Below are 25,057 nucleotides of genomic sequence, written 5' to 3'. Positions count from 1 at the left end.
TGCTCACCGCGCTTGGGACCAGCCCCGCCATACATCCATGCCTGCTTGATCAGTCCAGGGTGACGGTGACGCGGCGCGGCTCGGCGTGATTTCCGGCGGCGTCGACGGCTCGGTACTCGATGGTGTGACGGCCCGCGGCGAGTTTGCCGTAGATCAACCCGTCGATGTTCGTCCCCTCCTTGGTGAACAGGAAGGGGCTGTTGGAATCGGTCGGCCAGCCGTAGTAGTTGTACCAGCCGTCTCCGTCGACCCGGAATTCGGCGACCACGTTTCCGGGACGGTCGTCGGCGGGGTTCAGTCTCAAGGTGAGCTGGTCTTTGGCGGGCGGCTGGGCCGTCTCCACGGTGACGGTCGGCGCGACGGCGTCCACGGTCCAGGTCTTGGTCGTGGAGCCCACGGTGGCGGTGACGAGGTGCGTGCCCGAAGGCAGGTCGCTCAGTTCGAGGTCGCGGTCGGCGTGGACGGGCCGGCCGTTGATCCGCCAGGTGATGCGCGGCGCCCGGGTGGCGGGGTGGGTGGTCTCGGCGTAGATGACGCTGTCGGCTCCCACGGGCTGGTCGGTGGGCGTGGTGGTGGTGAACGCCGGTGTCGCCGTGTCGGGGGACGTACGGATCGAGGTGTCGACCGTCCAGGAACGCGTCTGGGCGAAGGACGCGCGGATGTCCGGGTCGCGGATGAAGTCCGTGGGGTCGTCCACGCGAACACTGACCGTGTGGCGGCCCGGGCGGAGGCGAAGACGGCGCAGTTCGAGGTCGTGCCCGTCGCCGGCGAACCTGCCGTCGACGGTCCAGGAGACGCGCAGCGGATGGCTGACCGGATGCAGCGTCTCCACCCACAGAACGCGGTCCGCTCCGATGGTGCCGGCAGGAGTGGCGTCCTGGATGAGGCTGGTCTTCCGGCTGATGGCCTGGGTCATGACCTCGCGGCCCACTTGGTCGTAGTAATAGCCGAGTGACTTCATGATCGAGTGCTGGCTGGGCCGCCAGATGCCCTGGCTGAAGTACATGCCGCCTTCGTGACGGCCGATCCGGCCGCCGGCCTCGCTGCGTTCGCCCAGCCACCGCCACCACTTCTTGCGCTGCTGCAGCATCTGCGGCTCGGTGAGCAGCGTGTGGTGGACCGAGTCGGGCTCCTCTCCGGAGTAGGGGCCGCCGGGCACACCTCGCCGGTAGTAGTCGTACTCGTCCTGCAGGCCGCCCAGGGAATGCCCGAGTTCGTGGGGGGAGATCAGCGCGGACAGCGCGTTGCCGCCCGAGGCGGTGGCGAAGGTGCCCCCGGCCCCGCCGTACATGGTGCTGTTGGCCAGGGCGAGGATCTGTCGGTTGGCCGGCACCACGCCCGGGACCAGGGCGGCGTACTTGTCCGCGGCGGCGTTGTCCATCAGCAGCAGCCGCTGGACGCCGTCGGAGCGGCAGCCGCTCCAGAACGACATGGAAAGGGGTGTGTCGCGTTTGGGGGACGAGGGACCGGGGTCGCAGCTGACGCCGGAGTCCTTCGAGGGGATCTCCACCCGGTACACGTTGAAGTAGCTGCGGTACGACTTGTAGGGCTCGATGCTCCACAGCACGTTGAGGTGCCTGTCGACGTTCTGCCGGAAGGTCGCCATGTCCCCGGTGGTGTAGCCGTCGCCGAGGATCACCAGATTGAACCGTTTCGCCGGGTCGCCGGTGACCTGGACGGGCACCACGGTCGCGGCCGGGGGCTCGTCAGCCGTGGGCTCATCGGCTTGGGCCGGGGCGACGAGAAGGGACACAGGGATGGTGGCGACCGTCAGTGCGGCCGCGATGCGTCTGAACATGAGTCCTCCCGGAGAGGATCATTCAGGACATCTCGGTCGCCGGTCCTATCCCGAACCCGCATAACGCGGGAGTGATGGAAAAGCCGGACATGCCGCAGGCTATGGGGATCGGTCCACTCGTCAGGCCACCGTCGGCGGATTCGCGCCGTCCATCAGGCCGGAGTCGTGGGGGTCCCGGGCCTCGCCGCGCAGTCTTCCGGCGAGGCCCGGGACGTCGGCGACGGCGGCCCGGTGCGCGTCGGCGGCCAGAGCGGCCCATTCATCGACACGGTCGGCGATGGAACCGCCGAGCCGCCAGGCGAGCAGGTGACGCATCCACAACGCGGCGCCGGTCAGCGGGCGTACGACCACGTCCGGACCGAGCTTGAGGGTCGCCTGACAGGGGGCGGCCGCCCGCCCTTCAGCGACGAGCGAGCGGATCATGTCGGGCTCGGTCAGCATGTGCCGGACCCGGGGCGCGAACCCGACCTCCTGGCAGGCGGTGTAGAAGTACTCCGGCCAGCCGGCGCCGTCCGGAGGCGTGACCAGCCAGTCCTCGTCCGCAAGCTCGGACAGGGGGATCGCGTCGCGATCGGCGAGCGGATGCCCGGCGGAAAGGGCGACCGCGACCGGCTCGACGGCGATGACGCGGGTCCCGACCGTCGCCATGGCCGGCAGCTCGTGGCCCGGATAGTCGACCAGGGTGGCCACGTCGAGGCGGCGGGAGGCCAGCAGATCCAGCAGCAGGCGCGGCGAGTACTCCGTGCGAACGGTGACGCGGGCGCCGGGCATCTCGAAGAGCCGTTGCAACAACCCGGTCAGCACGGGAGTGTGATAGCCGCCGACGCGCACCCCCGTGGTCGCGGGCTCGGGCTCGGCTCCGCCGAGCAGCTCGTCGAAGCTGATCAAGATCGAACGGGCCCGGCTCAGGACGAACATGCCGAACGGGGTCGGGGTGACGCCCAGGCGGCCACGACGGAAGACCTGACCTCCCAGGGCGGCCTCGATCCGATGGAGCTGACCCGTCAGGGCAGGCTGCGAGATGCCGATCGCCGGGGCGGCACGGCTGAGGCTTCCGACGTCCGCGATCACGCACAGCGTCCGCAGATGGCGTAGCTCGAGCTGCATGGCCCACCCACTTTCACGCTGTAAGTCCCGAAATATATAGGTCATCGCGATCAGCAGCTCCTCGGTTTGGACGGACGCCTTGGCTCCGTGACCCATCAGCAGTCCAGGCTCGCCCTCGCGCGCAAACCTTGACCGTCCCCTCGACCACCTCGCCCCGCCGGGCGCCACTGTCGCGTACCACAGAGGACCTGAGGCGATGGTGTTCGCCTACCTGGCCGCGGGCTCGTCCTGCGCCTGCTCCAGTCCGCGCTCGTCCACGTCAACACCTAGCTCCTGCAAGCCGTCCTCCGCGCTCCCGAATGGGCCGACCGTCTCACCTCCGAGGACCGCCGTGCACTCTGCCCCCCCGTTCGGACCCACATCAACTCCCATGGCCGCTCCTGGCCGAAGACGAACACCCCGACTGAACCTCACCGCCGCCTGACGGCCGGCGGTGAGAGCAGGGCATCGGCGAGATCGGTTCAGGTGAGGTCGGTGCGCGAGATCGGGAGGTGAATGCGGCCCCCGGACGCGTTGAACTCGGCGGCCTTCTCGCGCATGCCCTCGGCCAGGGCCTGCGCGTCGTCCAGGCCGCGCTCGGCGGCGTATGCCCGGACGTCACGCGTGATCTTCATGGAGCAGAAGTGCGGGCCGCACATGGAGCAGAAATGCGCGGTCTTCGCGGGAGCCGCGGGCAACGTCGCGTCATGGAAGGCCCGTGCCGTCGCGGGGTCGAGCGAGAGATTGAACTGGTCCTCCCACCGGAAGTCGAACCGCGCGTCCGAAAGCGCGTCGTCCCACGCCTGCGCGCCCGGATGGCCCTTGGCCAGGTCCGCGGCGTGCGCGGCGATCTTGTAGGCGATCACACCTGCTTTGACGTCGTCGCGGTCCGGCAGCCCCAGATGCTCCTTGGGCGTGACGTAGCACAACATCGCGGTGCCGTACCAGCCGATCATCGCCGCTCCGATCGCCGAGGTGATGTGGTCGTACCCTGGCGCGATATCGGTGGTCAGCGGCCCGAGCGTGTAGAACGGCGCGTCGTCGCACCACTCCCGCTGCAGGTCGACGTTCTCCTTGATCTTGTGCATCGGGACGTGTCCAGGACCCTCGTTCATCACCTGGTTGTCGTGTTCGGCCGCGATCCGCGTCAGTTCACCCTGAGTGCGCAGTTCGGCGAACTGCGCCTCATCGTTGGCGTCGGAGATTGATCCGGGCCGCAACCCGTCGCCCAGCGACCAGGTCACGTCGTACGCTGCGAAGATCTCGCACAGCTCCCGGAAGTGGGTGTACAGGAAGTTCTCCCGGTGATGCGCCAGACACCACGCCGCCATGATCGAACCGCCCCGCGACACGATGCCGGTACGGCGGCGCGCCGTCAGCGGCACGTACTCCAGCAGCACGCCCGCGTGCACCGTCATGTAGTCCACGCCCTGCTCGGCCTGTTCGATCACGGTGTCACGGAAGACCTCCCAGGTCAGTTCGGCCGGGTCGCCACCGACCTTCTCCACGGCCTGGTAGAGCGGCACCGTCCCGACCGGGACAGGCGAATTACGCAGGATCCATTCCCGGGTGGTGTGGATGTCCCGGCCGGTCGACAGATCCATCACGGTGTCCGCGCCCCAGCGGGTCGCCCATGTCATCTTGGCCACCTCGTCCTCGATCGAGGACGACACCGCTGAATTGCCTATGTTGGCGTTGACCTTCACCAGGAACTTCCGCCCGATGATCATCGGTTCGAGCTCGGGATGGTTGACGTTGGCGGGCAGCACCGCCCGGCCCGCCGCCAGCTCGATCCGGACGACCTCGGGGTCCACCCCTTCGCGGAGCGCGACGAACTCCATCTCCGCAGTGATCTCGCCACGCCGCGCGTACGCGCGCTGCGTCACCGCACCCGAACCACTCGCCCGGCGCGGCGACCGCTCGGGGAACGCGGCCGCCATCCGCAGCGGGTCTCCGGAACGCCGCGCGTCGTCCTGAGGCCGCACGGCACGGCCGGTGTACGAGGTGGTGTCGCCGCGGCCGGCGATCCAGGCCGCACGTGGCGCGGGCAGCCCGCGCCGCACGTCGGCGTCGTGGTCCGGGTCGGTGTACGGCCCAGAGGTGTCGTACAGCACTACGGCGCCGCCATCGCTGAGCGGCACCTCCCGCATCGGCACCCGCAGGTCCTCCCGCGTCCCGTGCAGATACACCTTGCGCGCATGTGTCATCGCAGTGTCGGTCATGACGACTCGATCTCTCCCTACGCCGGCATTACCCGGTCAGGTTCCAGCGGTCAGCGGCCGTCTCAGCCGCTATCTCAGCCCGGTTCGCCGGGCCCCCGCGATCTGTCGTGTTCGACCCTAACCCGCCCCGTCCCCCTGGGGACAGGGGTGTTCAAGAATCGAGCGATCAGCGTCCGGCACGGCGAGGCCGCCCCGCTGGGCGCGGTGCGCCGCCGCCTGGAATCCGACCCCGACCTGCTGGCCTCCGGGCCCGCCGCGGTGCTGTACGGGATCTGCGACCAGGTCGTCGATGCCTACGGCCGCATCAGCCACGAGATCTAGAGCGATCTGATCGCGCTGGAGCACCGGGTGTTCAGCGGGGAACACGCCGACGTCACCGCCGACATCTACCAGCTCAAGCGGGAGGTGCTGGAGTTCCGCACCGCGCAGGACCCGCTGATCCCGGTGCTGGAGGAGATCGTCAAGGGCCGGGTGGAGCTGTGCTCGGTCAACCGGGAGCAGTTCCGGGACGTGCTGGACCACCTGCTGCGGGTGGACGCCCAGGTCGACGAGCGCAACGAGCTGCTGACCAGCGTCCTGAGCGCGCACCTGGCCCTGGTGGGCCGGGAGCAGAGCCAGGCGGCGATGCAGCAGAACGCCGACATGCGCAAGATCTCCTCCTGGGCGGCCCTCATCGCCGTGCCCACCATGATCGCCGGTATCTACGGCATGAACTTCGACTACATGCCCGAGCTGCACTGGCTGCTGGGCTACCCGTTGGCCCTGACCGTCATGGTCGTCGCCGTGATCATCGTGCACCGGCTGCTGCGCAAGGAGCGGATGGCTGTGAACCGCGCCGGTCCCCTGCCATGAGACCGCGGCCCGCATGCAGCGAGTGAGACGGCGCCGCTCATCGGTCTGCTTCGGTGCGGCGGATCATGCCCGCTGCGCGGGACCGGCTACATCCGCGTAGCGGATGATCTGGGTCGCCAGGATCATCACCGCGGCCAGCGCGGCGGCCGAGCCGATCCGGACCAGTGGAGTGTCGGGGCCCAGCAGCCAGAGCAGGGTGAGGGCGGTCAGCGCGGGCACGCAGAACGCAACCAGGTCCACCGCCAGCTGTAGCCGCTTGCGAGAGGGGCGGCGTGGATCCTCGCGGTGGTAGTTCTCCCACGTGAACACGCCGATGTCACCCGAGCCGTCCTCGACGAGGCCGACCAGGCTCGGCCCCAGCCGGCCGCGGACGTACCGCGCGATGACGGTGATCTTGTGATCGTTGGCGACGTAGGCCCAGCCCAGCACCGTGGTGGCCAGGGGCAGCAGCAACAGCAACTCCAGCCGGCCCACGGTCGTGGTGGCAGTGCTGATGCCGGCGACCGCGGTGAGTACGGCGTACAGCAACTGGCCGCGCACGCCGATCCGCTGCCGCTCCTCCGCCTTCAGGGCCTCGTACTCGCTCAGCAGCGCCTTGACCGCGTGCTCGGGACTTACCGTGGTGGTGTCGGTCATCGCGGACATCATTCCCTGATCTGCCGTTCTCGTAGGATGCGTGGGTGCGCTCGCAGACGCATGCAGCGGTACGGAGGACCTGCTGTGTGCAGGCCCGCGCTTCGGACGGGGGGACCGCCGGCTCTCAGTGATGACGATTTCGTCATTTATGGACAGTATCGTCATCTACGCAATGACTCACCCAAGGAGAAGTGAGGGTTCCGTCACTCTTGACGAGACAGACGGCGAAAGCGCCGTAGGGGAAGACGCTCTCCGCGAGTCGAAGACCCGGGCAGCGATCCTTGTGCCCGCAATCCGGGTCAGTCGCGGATCCCGTCGATGTCGACCAGGACGTGGCGCGGGCCGCGGAAGATCTGGTTGTGACGGTACGGCGGCGGGTCGGCGACCAGCCGCGGATTCTCCACGCGGCGGACGAACTCTTCGACTGCCACCTGCACCTCCAGCCGGGCCAGCGGAGCGCCGAAGCAGAAGTGGATGCCCTGGCTGAAGCCCAGGTGCTGATTGTCGGGGCGTTCGAGGTCGAGCCGGTCGGGGTCGGCGAACCGTTGCGGGTCACGGTTCGCCGACCCGTACACCAGGAAGATCGGCGCGCCCGCGGGGATGGTGGTGCCCGCGATGTCGATGTCCTCGACGGCGGAGCGGGTGTGCCAGAACTGGACCGACGACTCGAACCGCAGCAGCTCCTCCACCGCGGGCACGATCAGGTCGGGGCGGCGGCGCAGCTCCTCCAGCGCCTCGGGGTGCCGCAGCAGGGTGAGCACGCTGTGGGCGATCAGATTGACCGTGGTCTCGTGCCCGGCGAACAGCAGGAGCACGGCGTTGCTGGCGAGCACGCCCTCGGACATGCGCCCGTCCGGGCCGCCGTCGTGCACCATCGCCGACAGCATGCCGGGGCCGGGCCGCTCGGCGTACTGGCCGAGCAGCCCGGCCATGAACTGCGCGAGCTCCTTCACGCTCCGGCGCGCGCCCGCCAGCCGGCTCCGCATCTCCTCGGAGGCCGCCTCCGGGCCGAAGTCCAGGGCGTCCAGGGCGGTCTCGATCCAGGCGTGGAAGCGGGGTTCGTCCTCCAGCGGTACGCCCAGGACCTTGCAGATGAGGGTCACCGGCAGCGGGTAGGCGTATTCGTCCACGACGTCGATCCGGGTCTTGCCCCGCATCCCGTCCAGCAGGCCGGCGACGATGCGGCGGATGTCGGGCTCCAGGTCGGAGATCTGGTGCGGGGCGTCGGCCGGGCCGAAGAAGTGCCGCGTCATCATGCGGCGGTCGTGGTCGTGCTCGGGCGGGTCGCAGGTGATGATGTTCGGCTCCAGTTCGATGACGGCCTCGGTGATCGGCTCGGCCCCCGGCTCCACTGCCGCCGCGGCGCGGGACGGGAGCTTGCGGACATCGGAGCTGACGCGGGGGTCGTGGAGCAGCGTGACGATCTCGCGGTAGGTGCTGACGACGTAGGTGCCGTCCGGCTGCCGCGCCACCGGGGTCTTGCGGAGCTCGGCGTAGAAGGGGTACGGGTTGGCGCGGTTGGTGTAGCGCAGCGCCTGTTGCCAGGGTGTCTCCTCGGCCATGCTGTTTCCGCTCCTTCCCGCCGCTCTCAGTGGCCTCGGGGCCGGAACTCGGCCCTGCGTTCGTTCGGGTCGTGGCCGGTCAGGACGACGTCGGGGATCGCCGTCGGGACACCCGGCGCCGGGAACTCGGCAGGCACCGGCTCCATGACGTCCGGCCGGTCCCAGCCCGGCGGCGGGGGCGGGAACGGAGCCGACTGCTCGATCAGCCGGGCGTAGTACTCCAGCCATTTGCCGTGGTCGAAGGTGACGGCGGCGACGATGCGGCCGCGGCGGCCGTAGGCGGCCGCGAAACTGCGGTCCTTGACCGATCCCTGCGTGAAGACGATCTCGTCACCGAACGGCGGCACGCCGACGGACTTGATGTTGACGCCGAACTGGCCGGACCAGAAGCCGGGCAGCGACAGATGCGGCCGGTAGTGGGGTTCGAGGTTGACCATGTTGTGGGCCGCCACCTCGGCGCCGAAGACGGCGTTGTCCCAGTGCTCCATCGCGAGGAACTGGTACTCGTACAGCACGTGCGGCATGCGCGCCACGTCTCCCGCCACGTAGACGCTGTCGGTCACCACGCCGTTGATGTCGAAGGCCCGGCCACCGGCGTCGCAGCCGACTCCCCAGGGGCCGGCCGCCAGCCCGGAGCCCTGCAGCCATTCCACGTTGCGGATCGACCCCAGCGCGGCCAGCACGACGTCGACCTCGACGGTCGTCCCGTCCGAGAGCCGGGCGCGCCGGACGTGTCCGGCCGCGTCGCCCTCCAGCGACGCCACGCTCACCCCGCAGCGCAGGTCCACGCCGTGGTCGCGCTGCATCTGCGCGGCGATCTCGCCGATCACCCCGCCCAGCGCCCCGACCAGAGGAGCCGGGCCCCGCTCGGTCAGAGTCACCGGGATGTCGAGTTCCCGGCAGACGGAGGCCACCTCCGAGCCGATGAACCCGCCGCCGATGACCAGCACCCGCGACGGCCGCGCGGCCAGCGCCCGTTGCAGCCGCGCGGCGTCGTCCCGCGAGCGCAGCGCGAAGACACCCTCCAGGGCGGCCTCGGCCGGGTTGGGCCATGGCCGCGCGCGGGTCCCCGTGGCGATCAGCAGCCGGTGGTACGGGACCTGCTCGCCGTCGGCCAGGCGTACCTGTCTGGCGACCCGGTCCAGCCCGGTGGCGGCGACGCCGAGCCGCCACTGCGCGTCCACTTCCCGGAAGCGGGGCAGCAGGGTGTGCTCGGCCGGCACCCAGCCCTTGAGCACCTGTTTGGACAGCGGAGGACGGTCGTAGGGCTCGTACGGCTCGTCCCCGATGATGGTCAAGGACCCGCTGAAGCCCTCTTCGCGCAGGGCTTCGGCCCCACGCAGGCCCGCCAGGGAGGCGCCGACGATCACGATCCGTCCGTTGGCCCTGAAGTCGCTCACCAGCTCGGCGAGCGTCGCTGCCAGGGTCATGACGCCGCACCCCGCTCCGCGCCGTCCAACCGGTCGATCATGATCGCCCGCACCGGGCAGGCCGCGGCGGCCCGCTCGACCTCCAGGCGTCGTGCGTCGTCGGGGTTCGGCTCGTAGGTGAGCGCCTCCGTACCGGTCAGCCTGAAGACTTCATGGGCCAGGTACACGCACTGCGCGTATCCCTGGCACCGGTTCAGGTCCACGACGATCCGCATGGACAGCCCCCTCCGTCCTCGCTTGTCCGGCCATCGAAACTGCCATCCGGCCACGTCGCGGGGCTCCGGTCCGCACCCGATGGCATCGGCACCGAGGTGCGCCGGGCCGACCCGCCACAAAGCCGATTTTCCGCCCCCGATTTTCATCACCACAACCACTGCCAGGGAAAAGATGCTTACGACGGGGGCACTCCGGGTCGTCGGCGCGGCAGCAGGAGCCGCAGGGCGCCCGGCCGGATGCCGCACGTCGCGGGCAGGCGGAGCTCCACTGCTTCCCCGTCGATCCCGGCCGGGAGGCGCCCCGCGGGCCCGTCCAGGCGAACCTGGGCAGCCGCCCAGGCGACGATGCCGGTCTCGGTCGAGCGCGCGGTGGCGTGCCGGCGCAGGTCGCGGCGCAGGCGTGCGAACAGGTCCGGCGGTGGCGGCCCGGCCGGGCGTTTGAAGACGATCGCGCCGAGCAGCCCCGAGGCGAGCGTGAACCGGCGCCCGAGATGGCGCGGCGCGCCGAGGTGGTAGGCGTTGTTCGACACCAGCACCACCTGCGGGTGCTCGATCCTCTCTCCGGGAGCCTCCACGCTCGCCTCGACCCACTGCCGGCCCTTGAGGTACTGGGGGGCGATCTCGGCCAGGGTGCGTGCCTTCGCCTCCCGGTACTCAGGTTCCAGCAGGGCCTCGGCGTAGATGCCGAACGAGACGTTGTTGACGAAGACGTGCGAGTCGACCACGCCCAGGTCGACCCGGACCGGTTCACCGTCGTGCAGCGCTTCCAGGGTCCGGGCGGGATCGCCGAGGTCGAGGCCGAGATCGCGGGCGAAGTGGTTGCGGGTGCCCGCGGGGATCACCACCAGGGGAAGGCCGGCGTCCGCGGCCACGGCGGCGACGGCCGACACCGTCCCGTCTCCGCCGGCCACTCCGAGCACCGCGGCCCCGTCCGCGACGGCCTGCCGGGCGAGCCCTGCCGCCCGCCGGCCGCGACGGCCGCCCACCAGGGCGACCGCGGCGGCCATCAGCAGCCACAGCCGGGAGTGGTCGACCGATCGCGACACCCCGACGAAGAACCGGTCGAGGCTCGGCGTGCGGGTGTCGGCCACGGCGTCGAACACCGCCTGGTCCAGCGCATGCACCTGTGCCCGCACCTCGGTCGTCCACCGGAGGCGGTCGCCGCCACAGCCGCTGCTCTTCTCGGCGCGCGGCCCGCCTGGGCGGCGCACCTGCTCGGCAGGTCCGGGGCGCGGATGCAGGAGCGTGTTGAGATCCGGCATGAAGTCTCGCTCAGGTCGCTGGTGCCGGTCGCGGAGCACGTTCAGTACACCTTGGCCGCCACAAGGTGCGACAGGGTCGAACGTCACGTGTGCGCTGACCTACGTCACCTCCCGGGGGATCCAGCCGGCGTGACGGAACGGCGGCACACGGCGCGGACTGGCTCCGCTATGCGATGGCGCCGGGGAGCAGCCGGTCGAGGTCGGGCAGGGGACGCCGGGAGATCTCGCGTGCCTCGTCGGCGGGGACGCCGAAGGTGCGCAGGAGGTCTTCGGTGATCTGGTCGGCGGCCTGGGCGTCGTCGCGGTCGGGCTCGGTGTGCAGGAGCTGGCCGAGGCACAGGGCGGCGCCCGCGGCGATCACGAAGGCGAGTTCGGCGTCGGCGACGGTGAAGCGGCCGGTCCGGACGCCGGCGTGGATGTCGCGCCGGGCGCGCGGGGCGATGCCGTGTGCGGAGGTGGCGATGGCCGGACCGGTGTTGAGCAGGACCTTGCTGAGCTGGGGTCGGCGGCGGTGCAGTCGTCCGGTGAGCCGGAAACTGCAGGCGAAGACCTCGGCGGGATCGGTCATGTCGCGGGTCAGTTCGTCCAGGACTGCGCCGTGCCGGTCGAGGGCGTCTTCCACGGCGGCTCGGAAGAGCTCGTCCTTGCTGGAGAAGTGGTTGTAGAAGGAGCCCATGCCGACGTCGGCGGCCTGGGTGAGGTCCAGGATCGCCGCGTTGGTCCTGCCGTCGGCGATGAAGGTCTGGGCGGCGTGGATGAGCGCGGCGCGGGTGCGCGCCTTGCGCCGGTCCAGGCGGGTCGGTGCGGCGTCGGCCATCTGTCTGTCTCCCGTGGGCTGTGGTGCGCCCTCCACTGTAGTGGGATCCGTCAGCAGTGACGAATTCCTCACTACGACTTGAAAGAGTCATTACATAGGTGACGGTATCGTCCAGAACTGACGAAATCGTCACAAGAGGGAGAAAGTCCTTGACCACCATCCAGCCCGCACCCGACCTCCGTCCCATCCGATCGCCGCGCGGGATCCCCTTCCTTGGCCACGCACCCCAGATCCCCGGCACCAACCCGGTCGCGTACTTCGGCGAGCTGTCCCGGCAATTCCCCGAGGGCATCTTCAGCATGGACATCGCCGGCCAGGAGAACGTCTTCGTCTACGACCCCGATCTGGTGACGGAGGTCTGCGACGAGATCCGTTTCGGCAAGCCGATCCTCCCGCCGCTCAGCCACGTCCGGGACTACGCCGGCGCGGGCCTGTTCACGGCCCACGACGACGAGGATGCCTGGGGCATGGCGCACCGGATCCTCATGCCCGCCTTCAGCCAGCGGGCCATGAGGGGCTACTTCGGGCAGATGCTGGACATCGCCCAGAACCTCGTGGGCACGTGGGAGCGCAAGCAGGGACAGCTGGTCAACGTGACCGACGACTACACCCGGCTGACACTGGACACCATCGCCCTGTCGGGGTTCGGCCACCGGTTCGACTCCTTCCGCGACGAGGAACTGCACCCCTTCCTCACGGCGCTGTTGCAGGCGCTGGTGGAGTCCATGCGGCGCTCGCAGGAGCTGCCGATGATGACCAAGCTGCGCAAGAGCGACGACAGGACGTACCGCCGCAACATCCAGCGGATGCGCGAGCTGGTCGAGACCGTGATCAAGGAACGCCGCCGGGCGAGGAGCACCGGCGAGAAGGACCTGCTCGCCCTGATGCTGGAGGCCGCCGACCCGGACACCGGCCTGCCGCTGGACGACGACAACGTCCGCGACCAGGCGCTGACGTTCCTGATCGCCGGTCACGAGACCACCAGCGGCCTGCTGTCGTTCGCCACGTACTCGCTGCTGCGCAACCCGCAGGCGCTGGCCCAGGCCTACGCCGAGGTGGACCGGATGCTGCCGGGCGACACGGTCCCCGACTACGACACGATCATGAAGCTGGACGTCATCCCGCGCGTCCTGGAGGAGACCCTGCGCCTGTGGGCTCCCATCCCGCAGATCATGAAGGCGCCGCTGCGGGACACGGTCATCGGCGGCCACTACCACCTGAAGCAGGGCACGAAGACGAACCTGCTGATGTTCCCTCTGCACACCCATCCCAAGGCATGGGAACGGCCCCTGGAGTTCGACATCGACCGGTGGCTGCCGGAGAACCGCGCCCAGCACCACCCGCACGCCTACAAGCCGTTCGGCAACGGCCGGCGGGCCTGCATCGGCCGGCAGTTCGCGCTCACCGAGGCCCGCCTGGCCCTCGCGCTGGTGCTGCAGAAGTTCAAGTTCTCCGACATCACCGACTACCAGATGGACGTGCGCGAGGCGCTGACGCGCAAACCCGGCGACTTCGAGATCGTCGCCCGACCCCGGCACGAACGCGAGCGAACCGTCTTCGGCGCTCCGGACCCACAGCGCGGGCAGGCACAGCAGCCGGCCGCCGTCAGCGGCGTCGGGGTGAACCTGACCGTCGCCTACGGCTCCAGCCTGGGCAGCTGCGAGGACCTGGCGCGCACCATCGCCGACCGCGGTGAACGCTCCGGGTTCGGCACCACGTTGCTGAGCCTGGACGACCTGGCGGGGAACCTCCCCACCGAGGGCCTGCTCGTGGTCGTGGCCGCCAGCTACAACGGCAAGGCGCCCGACAACGCCCAGCGTTTCGACGATCTGATCGCCGCCGGACTTCCCGAGGGCGCGCTGTCGGGTGTGCGCTTCGCGTTGCTGGGCGCCGGCAACACCCAGTGGGTGGCCACCTACCAGGCCTTCCCCAAGCGGATCGAGGCCGCTCTGCTGGCCGCCGGCGCGACCGCGGTGGTCGAGCGCGGCGCGGCGGACGCCGCCGGTGACTTCGACGGCACGGCCACCCGCTGGACGGACGCCCTGTGGGCCACCCTGGCCGAGGAGTACGCCGCGAACACCTCCGGCGACGGCGCGCCACGCTATGAGGTGCGACTGCTGACCGAGGCGGACGTGCGCCCCACGATCGTCTCCGAGCAGGCCTACCCGCTGACCGTGGTCGCCAACGAGGAACTCGTCAGCGACGCGACCGGGCTGTGGGACTTCAGCGTCGAGCCGCCGCGCCCCTCGGCGAGGTCCATCATCGTCGAGCTGCCCGAGGGCGTCACCTACGCCGCCGGCAACCACCTGGCCGCCTTCGCCAAGAACGAGCCTGTGCTGGTCGAGCGCGCGCTGGCGCGGCTCGGCGTCGAGCGTGACCAGGTGTTCCAGCTCGACCAGCCTGCCGGCGGCAGGACGCACCTGCCGGTGAGCAGCAGGCCCGTCACCGCGGGCCTGCTGCTCACCGAGTTCCTGGAACTGCAGGACGTGGCCACCCGCACCCAGATGCGCGCCCTGGCCGAGCACACCCCGTGCCCCTGGACCAAGCCGCAGCTGGAGGCCTACGCGGCCGACACCGAGGAGGCCGACGTGCGGTACCGGGAGGAGATCCTCGGCAAGAGAGTCTCGGTGCTCGACCTCCTGGAGCGCTTCCCCGCCGTCGAAGTGCCGCTGGCGGTGTTCCTGGAGATGATGGGGCCGATCCGCCCTCGCTTCTACTCCATCTCCTCCTCTCCGCTGGCCGACCCGCGTCGGGTACGGCTGACCGTCGGCCTCGTCGAGGGCCCCGCGCTGTCAGGCAAGGGCGCCTACCGCGGCCTGTGCTCGCAGTACCTGGGACGACTCAGGCCGGGAGACGTCTTCTACGGCTACGTGCGCGTGCCCTCTCCCGCCTTCGCGCCGCCCGCCGATCCCGCCGCACCGCTCGTCCTCATCGGGCCCGGCACCGGCATCGCGCCGCTGCGCGGCTTCCTGGAGGAGCGCGCCCGGCAGATGACGAACGGCACGAAGGTGGGGCTGTCGCAGGTCTTCGTCGGCTGCCGCCACCCGGAGCACGACTGGTTCTACCGGGAGGAGATGGAAGCCTGGCAGCGGGCCGGCATCGCGCAGGTGCACACCGCTTTCTCCGCGGTGGCCGACCACCCGGCCCGCTACGTGCAGGACGCCGTCACCGCGGCCTCCGACACGGTGTGGCAGGCACTGCAGGACGGGGCGTACGTCTGCGGCGACGGCCGACACATGGCGCCCGCCGTACGAGAAGCACTCGCTGACGGCGGCCCTAGCCGGATTGCGGACGCACACCACCGAACACACAAGAAAGTGAGATCGCCATGGACACCATGCTCGCCGGACGCTTCCACCTGGACAGCAGCAAGTTCCTCGTGGCGGAGGTCCCCGTCCCCGTGCCCGGCCCGGGCGAGGTCCTCATCGAGGTCAAGGCCGCAGGCGTGTGCCTGTCGGACCTCCACCTGATCGACGGAACCCTCGTCCCCCTGTATCCCGACGCCTCCGACGCCGTCACCCAGCAGTGCGCGGACTGCGCGCGTCGCCGCCCCTGCACCCAGGTCCGCACCCGGGGCATCGATGACGACGGCGGCTGGGCCCAGTACGCCATCGCCTGCGAGGACACCCTCGTCCCCATCCCCGACGAGCTGCCGTTCGACCAGGCCGCGATCATCCCTGACGCGGTCTCCACCCCCTACGCCGCCGTCGTCGCCACCGCCGGGCGGGGTCTGGACTTCGCCTTCGACTGCGCCGGCGTGCCGGCGGTCCGCGAGCAGGCCGCCGCTGCGCTCGGCCGGGACGGCGGCTCCCCCGAGTCCGTCTCCGAGCTGGTGCGGCTGGCTTCCGACGGCCGGCTCGACCTGGCTCCCTCCATCAGCGACCACATCCCGCTCGCCTACGCCGCCGAGCCGATTCACCGGTTGGAGCACAAGATCGGCGACCCGATCCGCCTCATCCTCGTTCCCTGAAGACGAGAGACGACCGGCCCAGCACCGAAGAGAAACGACAGCGACATGTCCCACCTCAATCCGACGACCACACGCCACGACTCGCGCCTGGACCTCACCGACCCGTACGTCATCCAGAACGCGGCTACCAGAGAGTTGGAGCAGCAGCTTCAGAAGAGCCGGCACTTCGCCTCCGACGCCTCGCACGAGATGCGCACGGCCCTGACGGGATTGCGGGCCGAACTGGAGGAGGCCCGCCTGCATCCCGACCAGACCGATCTCCCCGAGCTGCTCACCAGAGCGCTGAAAGGCGTCGACCGGTTGGACGCGATCCTCACCGACCTGCGCATTCTCGGCGAGATGGAGACAGGTCCGGACGTGGAGCCGCAGCAGATCGACCTCGCGGAACTGGTCCGCGACGAGGTCTCCCGCCGGGGCGATCGCCTCGGGGTCCAGCTCCGGCTCCAGCCAGGCGTGACTGTCCGGGCAGTCCCGATCCGCATCGCCCGGCTGCTCACCAACCTGCTCGACAACGCCCAACGGCACGCCGAGCGGACGGTCGAGGTCCGGGTGAGCCGCGTGGGCGACGACGCCGAGATGACGGTCACCGACGACGGAGACGGAATCGCCGAGGCCGAACGGGAACGGATCTTCCAGCGCTTCACCCGCCTGGGCGCCGCACAGCGCCTCGACCACAAAGGCACGGGCCTCGGTCTGGCGATCGCGCGCGACATCGCCCAGGCCCACAGGGGAACACTCCACGCCAGAAAGTCCGCGACCGGTGGCGCCTGCTTCGTGCTACGGCTTCCCCTCAGCACAACGGCCCCCATCACGACCGCAGCACATCAACGGATGGGCGCGTGTCGCATGCCGGGGCCCTGCGACGTGCGGCGTAGGGATGGCGTCAATATTTGCCCGCTAGCCGTATGAAACCCGTCAAGATCGGCAGAACCGCTCAAAACTCGCGATTTGCTGGGCCTCGTGGCCGCCTGTCCGGCGGCCACGGCAACATGTCCCGGATTTGAGGAGTGGGGATGACCGACGTCATCTTCGTGGCCCTGACGATCGCGGTGTTCGTGATCCTCGGGCTGGTCGTGAAGGCGGTGGAGCGGCTGTGAACGCCGTCAACGCCACCGGTCTGATCGTGGTCGCCGCCCTGGTGATCTTCATGGTCGTGGCCCTGCTGTTCCCGGAGCGCTTCTGATGTCCTCGACCACGGCCGGGATCCTGTTCATCGCATCCCTGCTCGTCGCCCTGGCCGTCTGCTACCGGCCGCTGGGCGACTACATGTACCGCGTCTACACCACCACCCGGCACTCCCGCGTCGAGCTGGCGATCTACCGGCTCGTCGGCGTCAAGCCCGACGGCGAGCAGCGCTGGGCCGTCTACGCCCGCTCCGTGCTGGCGTTCTCCGTGCTGTCCATCCTGTTCCTGTACGGCCTGCAGCGCGTGCAGAACCACCTGTTCCTGAGCCTGGGCATGGATCCGGTGGCGCCGGACCTGGCCTGGAACACCGCGGTCAGCTTCGTCACCAACACCAACTGGCAGGCGTACTCGGGAGAGTCCGCCATGGGCCACGTCGTGCAGACCGCCGGCCTGGCGGTGCAGAACTTCGTCTCGGCCGCCGTCGGCATGGCGGTGGCCATGGCGCTCGTGCGCGGCTTCGCCCGCAACAAGGCCGACACCCTGGGCAACTTCTGGGTGGACCTGGTCCGCGGCACCCTCCGCATCCTGCTGCCGATCGCGTTCGTGGCCGCCCTGGCGCTGGTGGCGGGCGGTGCGATCCAGACGTTCGGTGACCACTTCACGTGGGCCACGCTGACGGGCGGCGAGCAGACGTTCACGCCGGCGGCCGCGGCGAGCCAGGAAGCGATCAAGGAGCTGGGCACCAACGGCGGCGGCATCTTCAACGTCAACTCCGCCCACCCGTTCGAGAACCCCACGTCCTGGACGAACTGGATCGAGATCTTCCTCATCCTCGTGATCGCGACGAGCATGCCCCGCACGTTCGGCCGGATGGTCGGCGACAACCGGCAGGGCTACGCGATCGTCTCGGTCATGGCGGTCATCGCGGTGATCAGCATCGGTGTGACCAACTGGGCGGAGCTGAGCGCGGGCGGCACCGTGCCGCAGGCCATCGGGCACGCGCTGGAGGGGCGCGAGACCCGCTTCGGCGTGTCGAACTCCGGCATGTTCGCCAGCGCCACCACCCTGACCTCCACGGGCGCGGTCGACTCCTTCCACGACTCCTACACCGCGCTCGGCGGCGGCATGCTGATCTTCAACATGCTGCTCGGCGAGGTCGCTCCCGGAGGCGTCGGCGCCGGCTTGTACGGCATCCTGATCCTGGCCGTGGTCACCGTGTTCGTGGCGGGCCTGATGGTGGGCCGCACGCCCGAGTACCTCGGCAAGAAGATCGGCGCCCGGGAGATCAAGCTGGCCTCGCTGTACTTCCTGGCCACCCCCATGCTCGTGCTGGTCGGCACGGCCGTGGCGATGGCCACCGAGACGGGCCGGGCCGCCATGCTCAACTCCGGCCCGCACGGGCTGTCGGAGATCCTCTACGCCTACACGAGCGCGTCGAACAACAACGGCTCGGCGTTCGCCGGGGTCAGCGTGAACACCCCCTTCCACAACTCCACGCTCGGCCTGTGCATGGCCTTCGGCCGGTTCCTGCCGATCGTGCTGGTCCTGGCGCTGGCCGGGTCGCTGGCGCGGCAGGCTCCCTCCCCCGCCTCGGCGGGCACGCTGCCGACCCACCGTCCGCAGTTCGTCGGCATGGTCGTCGGCGTCACGATCATCCTCGTCGCCCTGACCTTCCTCCCCGCACTGGCGCTCGGCCCCCTCGCAGAAGGACTTCTCTGATGTCGACCTCGTTGCTGGAAGCGCCGGGCCGTAAGCCCGAGAAGGCGGACAATCGTGTCGGCGGCGGTCTGATGGACCCCCGGCGGATGCTCACGTCGCTGCCCGACGCGCTGCGCAAGCTCAACCCCGCCACCATGTGGCGCAACCCGGTCATGTTCATCGTGCAGATCGGCGCCGCCTTCACCACGGTGCTGGCCGTGCTCACTCCGTCGCTGTTCGCCTGGGCCATCGTGGTGTGGCTGTGGCTGACGGTCGTCTTCGCCAACCTGGCCGAGGCCGTCGCCGAGGGACGCGGCAAGGCGCAGGCCGCCACGCTGCGGGCGGCCAAGCGCGACACCACCGCGCGCCGGCTCGCGAGCCCCGACGACCACGCGCGGTGGGATACCGTGGGCGCGCCGGAGCTCAAGCGGGGCGATCACGTCATCGTGGAGGCCGGCGAGATCATCCCCGGAGACGGGGACGTGGTGGACGGCATCGCGTCCGTGGACGAGTCGGCGATCACCGGCGAGTCGGCCCCGGTGATCCGCGAGTCCGGTGGCGACCGCTCCGCGGTGACGGGCGGCACGAAGGTGCTGTCCGACCGGATCATCGTCAAGATCACCCAGAAGCCCGGCGAAAGCTTCGTGGACCGGATGATCGCCCTGGTCGAGGGCGCCAACCGGCAGAAGACGCCCAACGAGATCGCGCTCAACATCCTGCTCGCTGCGCTGACGATCATCTTCCTGGTCGCCACCGCCACCATGCAGCCACTGGCGATCTACTCCAAGTCCGCCAACCCCGGGGTGCCCGACTCGCTGGCGCTCACCTCCGACGGCGTCACCGGGATCGTGCTGGTCTCGCTGATCGTCTGCCTCATCCCCACCACGATCGGCGCGCTGCTGTCGGCCATCGGCATCGCGGGCATGGACCGCCTCGTCCAGCGCAACGTCCTCGCGATGTCGGGCCGCGCCGTGGAGGCGGCGGGCGACGTCTCGACGCTGCTGCTGGACAAGACCGGCACGATCACGCTGGGCAACCGGCAGGCCGGCGAGTTCGTGCCGATCCGCGGCGTCACCGAGGAGGAGCTCGCCAAGGCGGCGCAGTTGTCCAGCCTCGCCGACGAGACGCCCGAGGGCCGTTCCATCGTCATCTATGCCAAGCAGAGGTACGGCCTGCGCGAACGCGAGCCGGGCGAGCTGGCGCACGCCGAGTGGGTGCCGTTCACCGCGCAGACCCGCATGTCGGGGGTGGACCTGGACGGCCGGGAGATCCGCAAGGGCGCCGCCACGGCGGTCATGAAGTGGGTGCGCGACCACGGCGGCCACCCGACCGACGAGGTCGGCGATCTCGTGGACGGCATCTCCGCCGGCGGCGGCACGCCGCTGGTCGTCGCGGAGAAGGGCCGGGTGCTCGGCGTCGTCCACCTGAAGGACGTGGTCAAGGAGGGCGTGCGGGAGCGCTTCGACGAGATGCGCCGCATGGGCATCCGCACCGTCATGATCACCGGCGACAACCCGCTGACCGCGCGGGCCATCGCCGAGGAGGCCGGTGTGGACGACTTCCTGGCCGAGGCCACCCCGGAGGACAAGCTGGCGCTGATCAGGAAGGAGCAGGAGGGCGGCCGCCTGGTCGCGATGACCGGCGACGGCACCAACGACGCCCCCGCCCTGGCCCAGTCGGATGTGGGCGTGGCCATGAACACCGGCACCTCCGCCGCCAAGGAGGCCGGGAACATGGTGGACCTCGACTCCAACCCGACCAAGCTCATCGAGATCGTGGAGATCGGCAAGCAACTGCTGATCACGCGTGGGGCGCTGACCACGTTCTCGATCGCCAACGACGTCGCGAAGTACTTCGCGATCATCCCGGCCATGTTCGCGGCGGTGTATCCGGGCCTGGACGCGCTCAACATCATGCGCCTGGCCAGCCCCCAGTCGGCGATCCTGGCCGCGGTGATCTTCAACGCCCTGGTGATCATCGCGCTGATCCCGCTCGCGCTGCGGGGTGTCCGCTACCGGCCGTCCAGCGCGTCCAAACTGCTCAGCCGCAACCTGTACCTCTACGGCTTGGGCGGCATCGTGGTGCCGTTCGTCGGCATCAAGCTCATCGACCTGCTCATCCAGTTCCTTCCGGGGATGTCGTAAATGGACCGCATGCCAAGCTGGCTCCGCCAGCACCTCGCCGCGCTCCGCGCGCTGCTCGTGCTCACAGCGGTGACCGGTGTCATCTACCCGCTGGTGACCACGGGCGTCGCCCAGGCCGTCTTCAACCATCAGGCCAACGGCTCGCTCGTCGCCGCGAAGGACGGCAGGACGGTCGGCAGCGCGCTCATCGGGCAGAGCTTCACCGACAAGGACGGCAACCCGGTCAGGACGTACTTCCAGTCCCGGCCGTCGGCCGCCGGCGACGGCTACGACATGCTCTCCACCGGGGCCAGCAACCTGGGCCCGGAGGACGTGCTCGACACGCTCCCGGACCCGAACGGCGCCGACGAGCAGGCCAAGGAGGGCAAGCAGTCCCTGCTCACGCAGGTCTGCGCGCGGTCCAGGGCCGTCGGCGAGCTGGAAGGAGTCAGCGGCGCCCGGCCGTACTGCACGCCGGACGGTGTCGGCGCGGTGCTGAAGGTCTTCCCCGCGGTCGGCAGGCCGTCCAGGGCGGTCAGCGTCAACCAGGCGTGCCCCGCTCAGCCTTTCACCTCCACCTACCAGGGGGTGAAGGTCGAGTGCGGCAAGCCGGGCGAGGACTACGCGGCGGGCACGACCGTCCCGGTCAGAGGTGACGTGACCGACGTCCGGGTCCCCGCGGACGCCGTCACCGCGAGCGGCTCCGGGCTCGACCCGCACATCTCCCTCGCCTACGCCGAGCTCCAGGCGCCGCGCGTGGCCAAGGAACGCGGCGTCGGCCTGCCCCAGGTCCAGGCCCTCATCAGGGAGCACACCACCGGCCGCGCCCTCGGCTTCATGGGCGAGCCGGCGGTGAACGTCCTCCAGCTCAACCTGGCCCTCGACAAGCGGTGATCCGGATGCCACGTGGGCGACTGCGGGTCTACCTCGGCGCCGCACCCGGGGTCGGCAAGACCTACGCCATGCTCGGGGAGGGCCGCAGAGCGCGTGAACGTGGCAGGGACGTGGTCGTGGGTCTCGTCGAGACCCACGGCCGCGCCCGCACCGCCGAGCTCCTGGACGGCATGGAGATCGTCCCCCGCAGGACGCTGGTCCACCGGGGTGCCACGTTCACCGAGCTCGACGTGGACGCCGTCATCGCGCGGGCGCCGAAGACGGCACTGATCGACGAGCTGGCCCACACCAACGTGCCCGGCTCGCGCAACGCCAAGCGCTGGCAGGACATCGAGGAGATCCTCGACGCCGGCATCGACGTGGTCACCACGGTCAACATCCAGCACCTGGAGTCCGTCAACGACGTCGTCGAGCAGATCACCGGCGTACCGCAGCGGGAGACCGTGCCCGACGAGGTGGTGCGCCGCGCCGACCAGATCGAGCTGGTCGACATGTCACCCGAGGCGTTGCGCAGACGGATGGCCCACGGCAACGTGTACGCGCCCGAGAAGGTGAACGCGGCGCTGTCGAACTACTTCCGGGTCGGCAACCTGACGGCGCTGCGGGAGCTCGCGCTGCTGTGGGTGGCGGGCAAGGTCGACGAGCAGCTCGACCGCTACCGCGCCGCCCACGGCATCGAGGGCACCTGGGAAGCGCGCGAGCGCGTCGTCGTGGCCCTGACCGGCGGCCCTGAGGGCGACACCCTGGTCCGGCGGGCGGCCCGGATCGCCGACCGGTCCAAGGGCGCCGACCTGCTGGCCGTCCACGTGACCCGCTCCGACGGCCTGACCGGGGGCGACCCGGCCATCCTGGCCCGTCAGCGCACGCTGGTCGAGAGCATGGGCGGCACCTATCACCAGGTGGTCGGCGACGACGTTCCCCGCGCCCTGCTCGACTTCGCCCGGGGCGTCAACGCCACCCAGCTCGTGCTCGGGGCGTCCCGGCGCGGCCGGTTCGCCCAGATCCTTTCTCGCGGCGTGGGGGTGGAGACCACGGCCCTGTCCGGCCCCATCGACGTCCACATGATCACTCATGCGGAGGCCAGGCAGGGGCGCACGCGTCCCGAACGCTCCCGGGCCGCGCTCACGCGCAGACGGAGGCTGATCGGGTGGGCGGTCGCGGTGCTGGGCATGCCGCTGATGACCGCCGCGCTGTCCCCCTTCAGGGACGTGCTGTCGCTGCCCAGCGAGATCCTGCTGTTCCTGTGCCTGGTCGTCGGCGTCGCGCTCGTCGGAGGGACCTGGCCGGCCTTCACCGCGGCCGTGGGCGGCTCGCTGCTGCTCAACTGGTTCTTCACGCCCCCGATCGGGCAGCTGACCATCGCCGACCCGGAGAACCTCCTCGCGCTCGTCGTCTTCGTCCTGGTCGCGGCCGCGGTCAGCACGATCGTGGATCTGGCGGCCCGCCGTACCCGGGAGGCGGCGCAGGCCAGAGCCGACGCCGAGGTGCTCTCCACACTGGCCGGGCACGTGCTGCGCGGCGAGGCCGCGCTGCCGTCACTGCTCGGACGGCTGCGCGAGACCTTCGGACTGGCCTCCGTCACGCTGCTCGAACGGGTCGGCGAGCCGAGCCCTGACGACCGGGCGGAACCCGAGGCGTGGCGGATCCTCGCTTCGTCCGGTGGGACACCGTGCACCCATCCGGGTGCGGCCGACACCGACGTGGTGATCGACGAACGACTGGTGCTGGCGGCCCGCGGGCGGCTGCTCGACGCCAGTGACCGGCGGGTGCTGGAGGCGTTCGCCGCCGAGGCCGCGGTCGCGCTGCGCCAGGAACGCCTCCAGGAGGAGGCCGAGCAAACCAAGCCGCTGGCCGAGGCGGACAAGATGCGCACCGCGTTGCTGGCCGCCGTCAGCCATGACCTGCGCACGCCGCTCGCCGCCGCCAAGGCCGCCGTGGAGAGCCTGCGCAGCAGCGACGTCGCCTGGTCCGCCGAGGACCACGACGAGCTGCTCGCCACCGCGGACGAATCCCTCGTCAGGCTGGGCCGGCTGGTGGACAACCTGCTCGACATGAGCCGCCTGCAAGCGGGGGCGCTCGGGCTGTCCCTGCAGGCGATGGGGCTCGACGAGGTCGTCCCCCGGGCCATAGACGACCTCGGACCGCTGCGTGATCAGGTGCAGGACGACATCTCCACCGAGCTTCCCGAGATCGTGGCGGACCCGGCGCTGCTCGAACGGGTGCTGGTCAACCTGATGACCAACGCCGTCCGCTACAGCCCTCCGGGCGAGAAGGTGCTCCTGACCGCGAGCCGGCTGGGCGCCCATGTCGAGGTACGCGTGATCGACCGCGGTCCGGGCATCCCCGCCGAGGCGGTCGAGAGGGTGTTCGTGCCGTTCCAGCGGCTCGGGGATCGTGACAACCACACGGGTGTCGGCCTCGGCCTCGCGCTGTCGCGAGGGCTGACCGAGGCGATGGGCGGCGCCCTCACACTCGAAGAGACACCAGGGGGTGGCCTCACCATGATCGTCAGCATGCCCATCTCGTCCCGCGCGACGACGCACGGGAGCTGTAGCCCTTGTCAGCGATGACGTGCCGCGGTCGGGCGCGGGGGCGGCGCGGGCCGAGCCGAGGGACGCGAACGGCTGCCATCACACGGGTGAACTGGGTGCAGTCGTTGATGTTGGCGCCGGTGAGAACGAGCGCCAGCGGCAGGCCCCGCCCGTCGGTGGCCAGGTGGACTTTGGTGGTCAGTCCGCCGCGCGAGCGCCCGAGCACCTGTCCGCCTTGATCCCCCAGAGAGTGGTTCGTCCTTGCCGGGCTCCCTCTTTGCGGCGCCCGCGGCGTGCTGGTGGGCCCGCACGATGGTCGAGTCGACGCAGACGGCCGACCAGTCCACCGTTCCTGCCGCATCGTGGTGAGCCTGGTGGTGTTCCAGCGGCCGCTGCCACGCCCCATCCGCTGACCAGCGACGGAACCGCTGATAGATCGTCTGCCAGGGGCCACCTCGTCCTGGGTTGGCCGGCACAAAACAGGTCCTAGAGCCAGCGGTACGACTCGCGGGCCGTTCTGCCGTATTCGGGTGGCGCCCCTTCCAGTCTTGGCCGCTGTCGATCCGCAGGATCGGCGCGGCGAGCTGCTCGCCGGTCCGCGGAGCAGCCCCGTCTAGACGCGCCCGGGCGGCCTGCTTTTCCTGTTCTCTCATCCGGCTGCGCGGTTTGATGGCGCATTCGCGCAGCCCGCTGCCGATCTACGTCAACCCCAGGCCGTTGTCGGCAAGCCGGTACCCCACCTGCCGCTGCTTCTCATCGGCGGCGCCGGCTCTCGTGGCGCGCTGCCGCTGGATCCACCGCCGCACGCGCCCTAAACAGAGCAAATACCTGGTCAG

The 25,057-nt window shown here is 70.2% G+C and carries 19 protein-coding genes, 1 pseudogene and 1 riboswitch; of the genes and pseudogenes, 10 read left to right on the top strand and 10 right to left on the bottom strand.

All coding sequences use genetic code 11. The annotated features are described in order from the left end of the window. Positions 1-49: 49 nt before the first annotated feature. The 3 genes from HTZ77_RS24660 to thiC all read right to left on the bottom strand — a co-directional run bounded on the left by HTZ77_RS24660 (position 50) and on the right by thiC (position 5,106). Positions 50-1,798, bottom strand: coding sequence for a M64 family metallopeptidase (locus HTZ77_RS24660; protein WP_175592035.1), 1,749 nt, complete (start codon positions 1,796-1,798; stop codon positions 50-52). Positions 1,799-1,918: 120 nt separating this feature from the next. Further along, positions 1,919-2,905, bottom strand: coding sequence for a LysR family transcriptional regulator (locus tag HTZ77_RS24655; RefSeq protein ID WP_175592034.1), 987 nt, complete (start codon positions 2,903-2,905; stop codon positions 1,919-1,921). Positions 2,906-3,366: 461 nt separating this feature from the next. Beyond that, a complete protein-coding gene (gene thiC, locus HTZ77_RS24650; RefSeq protein WP_175592033.1) occupies positions 3,367-5,106 on the bottom strand; it encodes a phosphomethylpyrimidine synthase ThiC in 1,740 nt (579 codons plus the stop codon). After that, positions 5,102-5,215, bottom strand: a riboswitch (TPP riboswitch). It overlaps the preceding gene by 5 nt. Positions 5,216-5,253: 38 nt before the next feature. Between thiC and HTZ77_RS46580 the strand changes: the two genes are divergently transcribed. Together HTZ77_RS46580 and HTZ77_RS24645 are read left to right on the top strand one after the other, a co-directional pair. Further along, entirely contained in the window at positions 5,254-5,427 is a 174-nt protein-coding gene (locus tag HTZ77_RS46580; RefSeq protein ID WP_235995064.1) for a hypothetical protein, read from the top strand. A 27-nt stretch (positions 5,428-5,454) separates the two neighbouring features. Continuing rightward, positions 5,455-5,958: a CorA family divalent cation transporter gene (locus HTZ77_RS24645; protein ID WP_328808745.1), complete on the top strand. Its 504-nt coding sequence runs from the start codon at positions 5,455-5,457 to the stop codon at positions 5,956-5,958. 63 nt (positions 5,959-6,021) lie between these two features. On the opposite strand, the gene HTZ77_RS24640 is transcribed toward HTZ77_RS24645, so the two are convergent. The 6 genes from HTZ77_RS24640 to HTZ77_RS24615 form a co-directional block, all read right to left on the bottom strand. After that, entirely contained in the window at positions 6,022-6,594 is a 573-nt protein-coding gene (locus HTZ77_RS24640; protein WP_175592032.1) for a hypothetical protein, read from the bottom strand. 299 nt (positions 6,595-6,893) lie between these two features. Beyond that, positions 6,894-8,156 carry a cytochrome P450 gene (locus tag HTZ77_RS24635; RefSeq protein WP_175592031.1) on the bottom strand — a complete coding sequence of 421 codons (1,263 nt, stop codon included), beginning with the start codon at positions 8,154-8,156 and terminating at the stop codon, positions 6,894-6,896. 26 nt (positions 8,157-8,182) lie between these two features. Then, entirely contained in the window at positions 8,183-9,586 is a 1,404-nt protein-coding gene (locus HTZ77_RS24630; protein ID WP_175592030.1) for an NAD(P)/FAD-dependent oxidoreductase, read from the bottom strand. Next, a complete protein-coding gene (locus tag HTZ77_RS24625; protein ID WP_175592029.1) occupies positions 9,583-9,801 on the bottom strand; it encodes a ferredoxin in 219 nt (72 codons plus the stop codon). Before HTZ77_RS24625 ends, HTZ77_RS24630 begins: the two co-directional genes overlap by 4 nt. A 176-nt stretch (positions 9,802-9,977) precedes the next feature. Continuing rightward, positions 9,978-11,063 carry a diacylglycerol/lipid kinase family protein gene (locus HTZ77_RS24620; protein WP_205303331.1) on the bottom strand — a complete coding sequence of 362 codons (1,086 nt, stop codon included), beginning with the start codon at positions 11,061-11,063 and terminating at the stop codon, positions 9,978-9,980. Positions 11,064-11,229: 166 nt separating this feature from the next. Further along, positions 11,230-11,880 carry a TetR/AcrR family transcriptional regulator gene (locus tag HTZ77_RS24615; RefSeq protein WP_175592028.1) on the bottom strand — a complete coding sequence of 217 codons (651 nt, stop codon included), beginning with the start codon at positions 11,878-11,880 and terminating at the stop codon, positions 11,230-11,232. A gap of 149 nt (positions 11,881-12,029) precedes the next feature. On the opposite strand from HTZ77_RS24615, the gene HTZ77_RS24610 reads away from it, so the two are divergent. From HTZ77_RS24610 to HTZ77_RS24570, 8 genes are all read left to right on the top strand, one after another. Next, positions 12,030-15,350, top strand: a complete 3,321-nt coding sequence (locus HTZ77_RS24610) for a bifunctional cytochrome P450/NADPH--P450 reductase (RefSeq protein WP_235995063.1) — start codon at positions 12,030-12,032, stop codon at positions 15,348-15,350. Further along, positions 15,260-15,850 carry an MDR/zinc-dependent alcohol dehydrogenase-like family protein gene (locus HTZ77_RS24605; RefSeq protein WP_328808756.1) on the top strand — a complete coding sequence of 197 codons (591 nt, stop codon included), beginning with the start codon at positions 15,260-15,262 and terminating at the stop codon, positions 15,848-15,850. The genes HTZ77_RS24610 and HTZ77_RS24605 overlap by 91 nt, the downstream gene beginning before the upstream one ends. A gap of 45 nt (positions 15,851-15,895) precedes the next feature. Then, positions 15,896-16,759, top strand: coding sequence for a sensor histidine kinase (locus tag HTZ77_RS24600; protein WP_175592026.1), 864 nt, complete (start codon positions 15,896-15,898; stop codon positions 16,757-16,759). Between the two features lie 184 nt (positions 16,760-16,943). Then, entirely contained in the window at positions 16,944-17,033 is a 90-nt protein-coding gene (kdpF, locus tag HTZ77_RS24590) for a K(+)-transporting ATPase subunit F (RefSeq protein WP_175592025.1), read from the top strand. Continuing rightward, positions 17,033-18,694, top strand: a complete 1,662-nt coding sequence (gene kdpA, locus HTZ77_RS24585) for a potassium-transporting ATPase subunit KdpA (RefSeq protein WP_175592024.1) — start codon at positions 17,033-17,035, stop codon at positions 18,692-18,694. The genes kdpF and kdpA overlap by 1 nt, the downstream gene beginning before the upstream one ends. Further along, a complete protein-coding gene (gene kdpB, locus HTZ77_RS24580) occupies positions 18,694-20,817 on the top strand; it encodes a potassium-transporting ATPase subunit KdpB (protein ID WP_175592023.1) in 2,124 nt (707 codons plus the stop codon). The genes kdpA and kdpB overlap by 1 nt, the downstream gene beginning before the upstream one ends. Further along, complete coding sequence (locus HTZ77_RS24575) at positions 20,818-21,690, top strand: potassium-transporting ATPase subunit C (protein ID WP_175592022.1); 873 nt, start codon at positions 20,818-20,820, stop codon at positions 21,688-21,690. Positions 21,691-21,695: 5 nt separating this feature from the next. After that, positions 21,696-24,260, top strand: a complete 2,565-nt coding sequence (locus HTZ77_RS24570) for a DUF4118 domain-containing protein (RefSeq protein ID WP_175592021.1) — start codon at positions 21,696-21,698, stop codon at positions 24,258-24,260. Here HTZ77_RS24570 and HTZ77_RS46575 read toward each other — a convergent pair. Beyond that, positions 24,235-24,685, bottom strand: a pseudogene (locus HTZ77_RS46575) (IS5 family transposase); the annotation flags it as partial. The gene HTZ77_RS24570 and the pseudogene HTZ77_RS46575 overlap by 26 nt on opposite strands. Positions 24,686-25,057 lie beyond the last annotated feature (372 nt).

Origin of the sequence: Nonomuraea montanisoli (assembly GCF_013363975.1) — a bacterium.
In the GTDB taxonomy this organism is placed as follows: Bacteria; Actinomycetota; Actinomycetes; order Streptosporangiales; family Streptosporangiaceae; genus Nonomuraea; species Nonomuraea montanisoli.
The sequence above is the reverse complement of the archived record's forward strand: the minus strand, read 5'-3'. Positions and strand labels throughout refer to the sequence as shown.

Bases quoted from the DNA above. Each gene is read 5' to 3' on its own strand.
- HTZ77_RS24660 (WP_175592035.1), bottom strand. From the start codon at position 1,798: ATGTTCAGACGCATCGCGGCCGCACTGACGGTCGCCACCATCCCTGTG.
- HTZ77_RS24655 (WP_175592034.1), bottom strand. From the start codon at position 2,905: ATGCAGCTCGAGCTACGCCATCTGCGGACGCTGTGCGTGATCGCGGAC.
- thiC (WP_175592033.1), bottom strand. From the start codon at position 5,106: ATGACCGACACTGCGATGACACATGCGCGCAAGGTGTATCTGCACGGG.
- HTZ77_RS24640 (WP_175592032.1), bottom strand. From the start codon at position 6,594: ATGACCGACACCACCACGGTAAGTCCCGAGCACGCGGTCAAGGCGCTG.
- HTZ77_RS24635 (WP_175592031.1), bottom strand. From the start codon at position 8,156: ATGGCCGAGGAGACACCCTGGCAACAGGCGCTGCGCTACACCAACCGC.
- HTZ77_RS24630 (WP_175592030.1), bottom strand. From the start codon at position 9,586: ATGACCCTGGCAGCGACGCTCGCCGAGCTGGTGAGCGACTTCAGGGCC.
- HTZ77_RS24625 (WP_175592029.1), bottom strand. From the start codon at position 9,801: ATGCGGATCGTCGTGGACCTGAACCGGTGCCAGGGATACGCGCAGTGC.
- HTZ77_RS24620 (WP_205303331.1), bottom strand. From the start codon at position 11,063: ATGCCGGATCTCAACACGCTCCTGCATCCGCGCCCCGGACCTGCCGAG.
- HTZ77_RS24615 (WP_175592028.1), bottom strand. From the start codon at position 11,880: ATGGCCGACGCCGCACCGACCCGCCTGGACCGGCGCAAGGCGCGCACC.
- HTZ77_RS24600 (WP_175592026.1), top strand. From the start codon at position 15,896: ATGTCCCACCTCAATCCGACGACCACACGCCACGACTCGCGCCTGGAC.
- kdpA (WP_175592024.1), top strand. From the start codon at position 17,033: ATGTCCTCGACCACGGCCGGGATCCTGTTCATCGCATCCCTGCTCGTC.
- kdpB (WP_175592023.1), top strand. From the start codon at position 18,694: ATGTCGACCTCGTTGCTGGAAGCGCCGGGCCGTAAGCCCGAGAAGGCG.
- HTZ77_RS24575 (WP_175592022.1), top strand. From the start codon at position 20,818: ATGGACCGCATGCCAAGCTGGCTCCGCCAGCACCTCGCCGCGCTCCGC.
- HTZ77_RS24570 (WP_175592021.1), top strand. From the start codon at position 21,696: ATGCCACGTGGGCGACTGCGGGTCTACCTCGGCGCCGCACCCGGGGTC.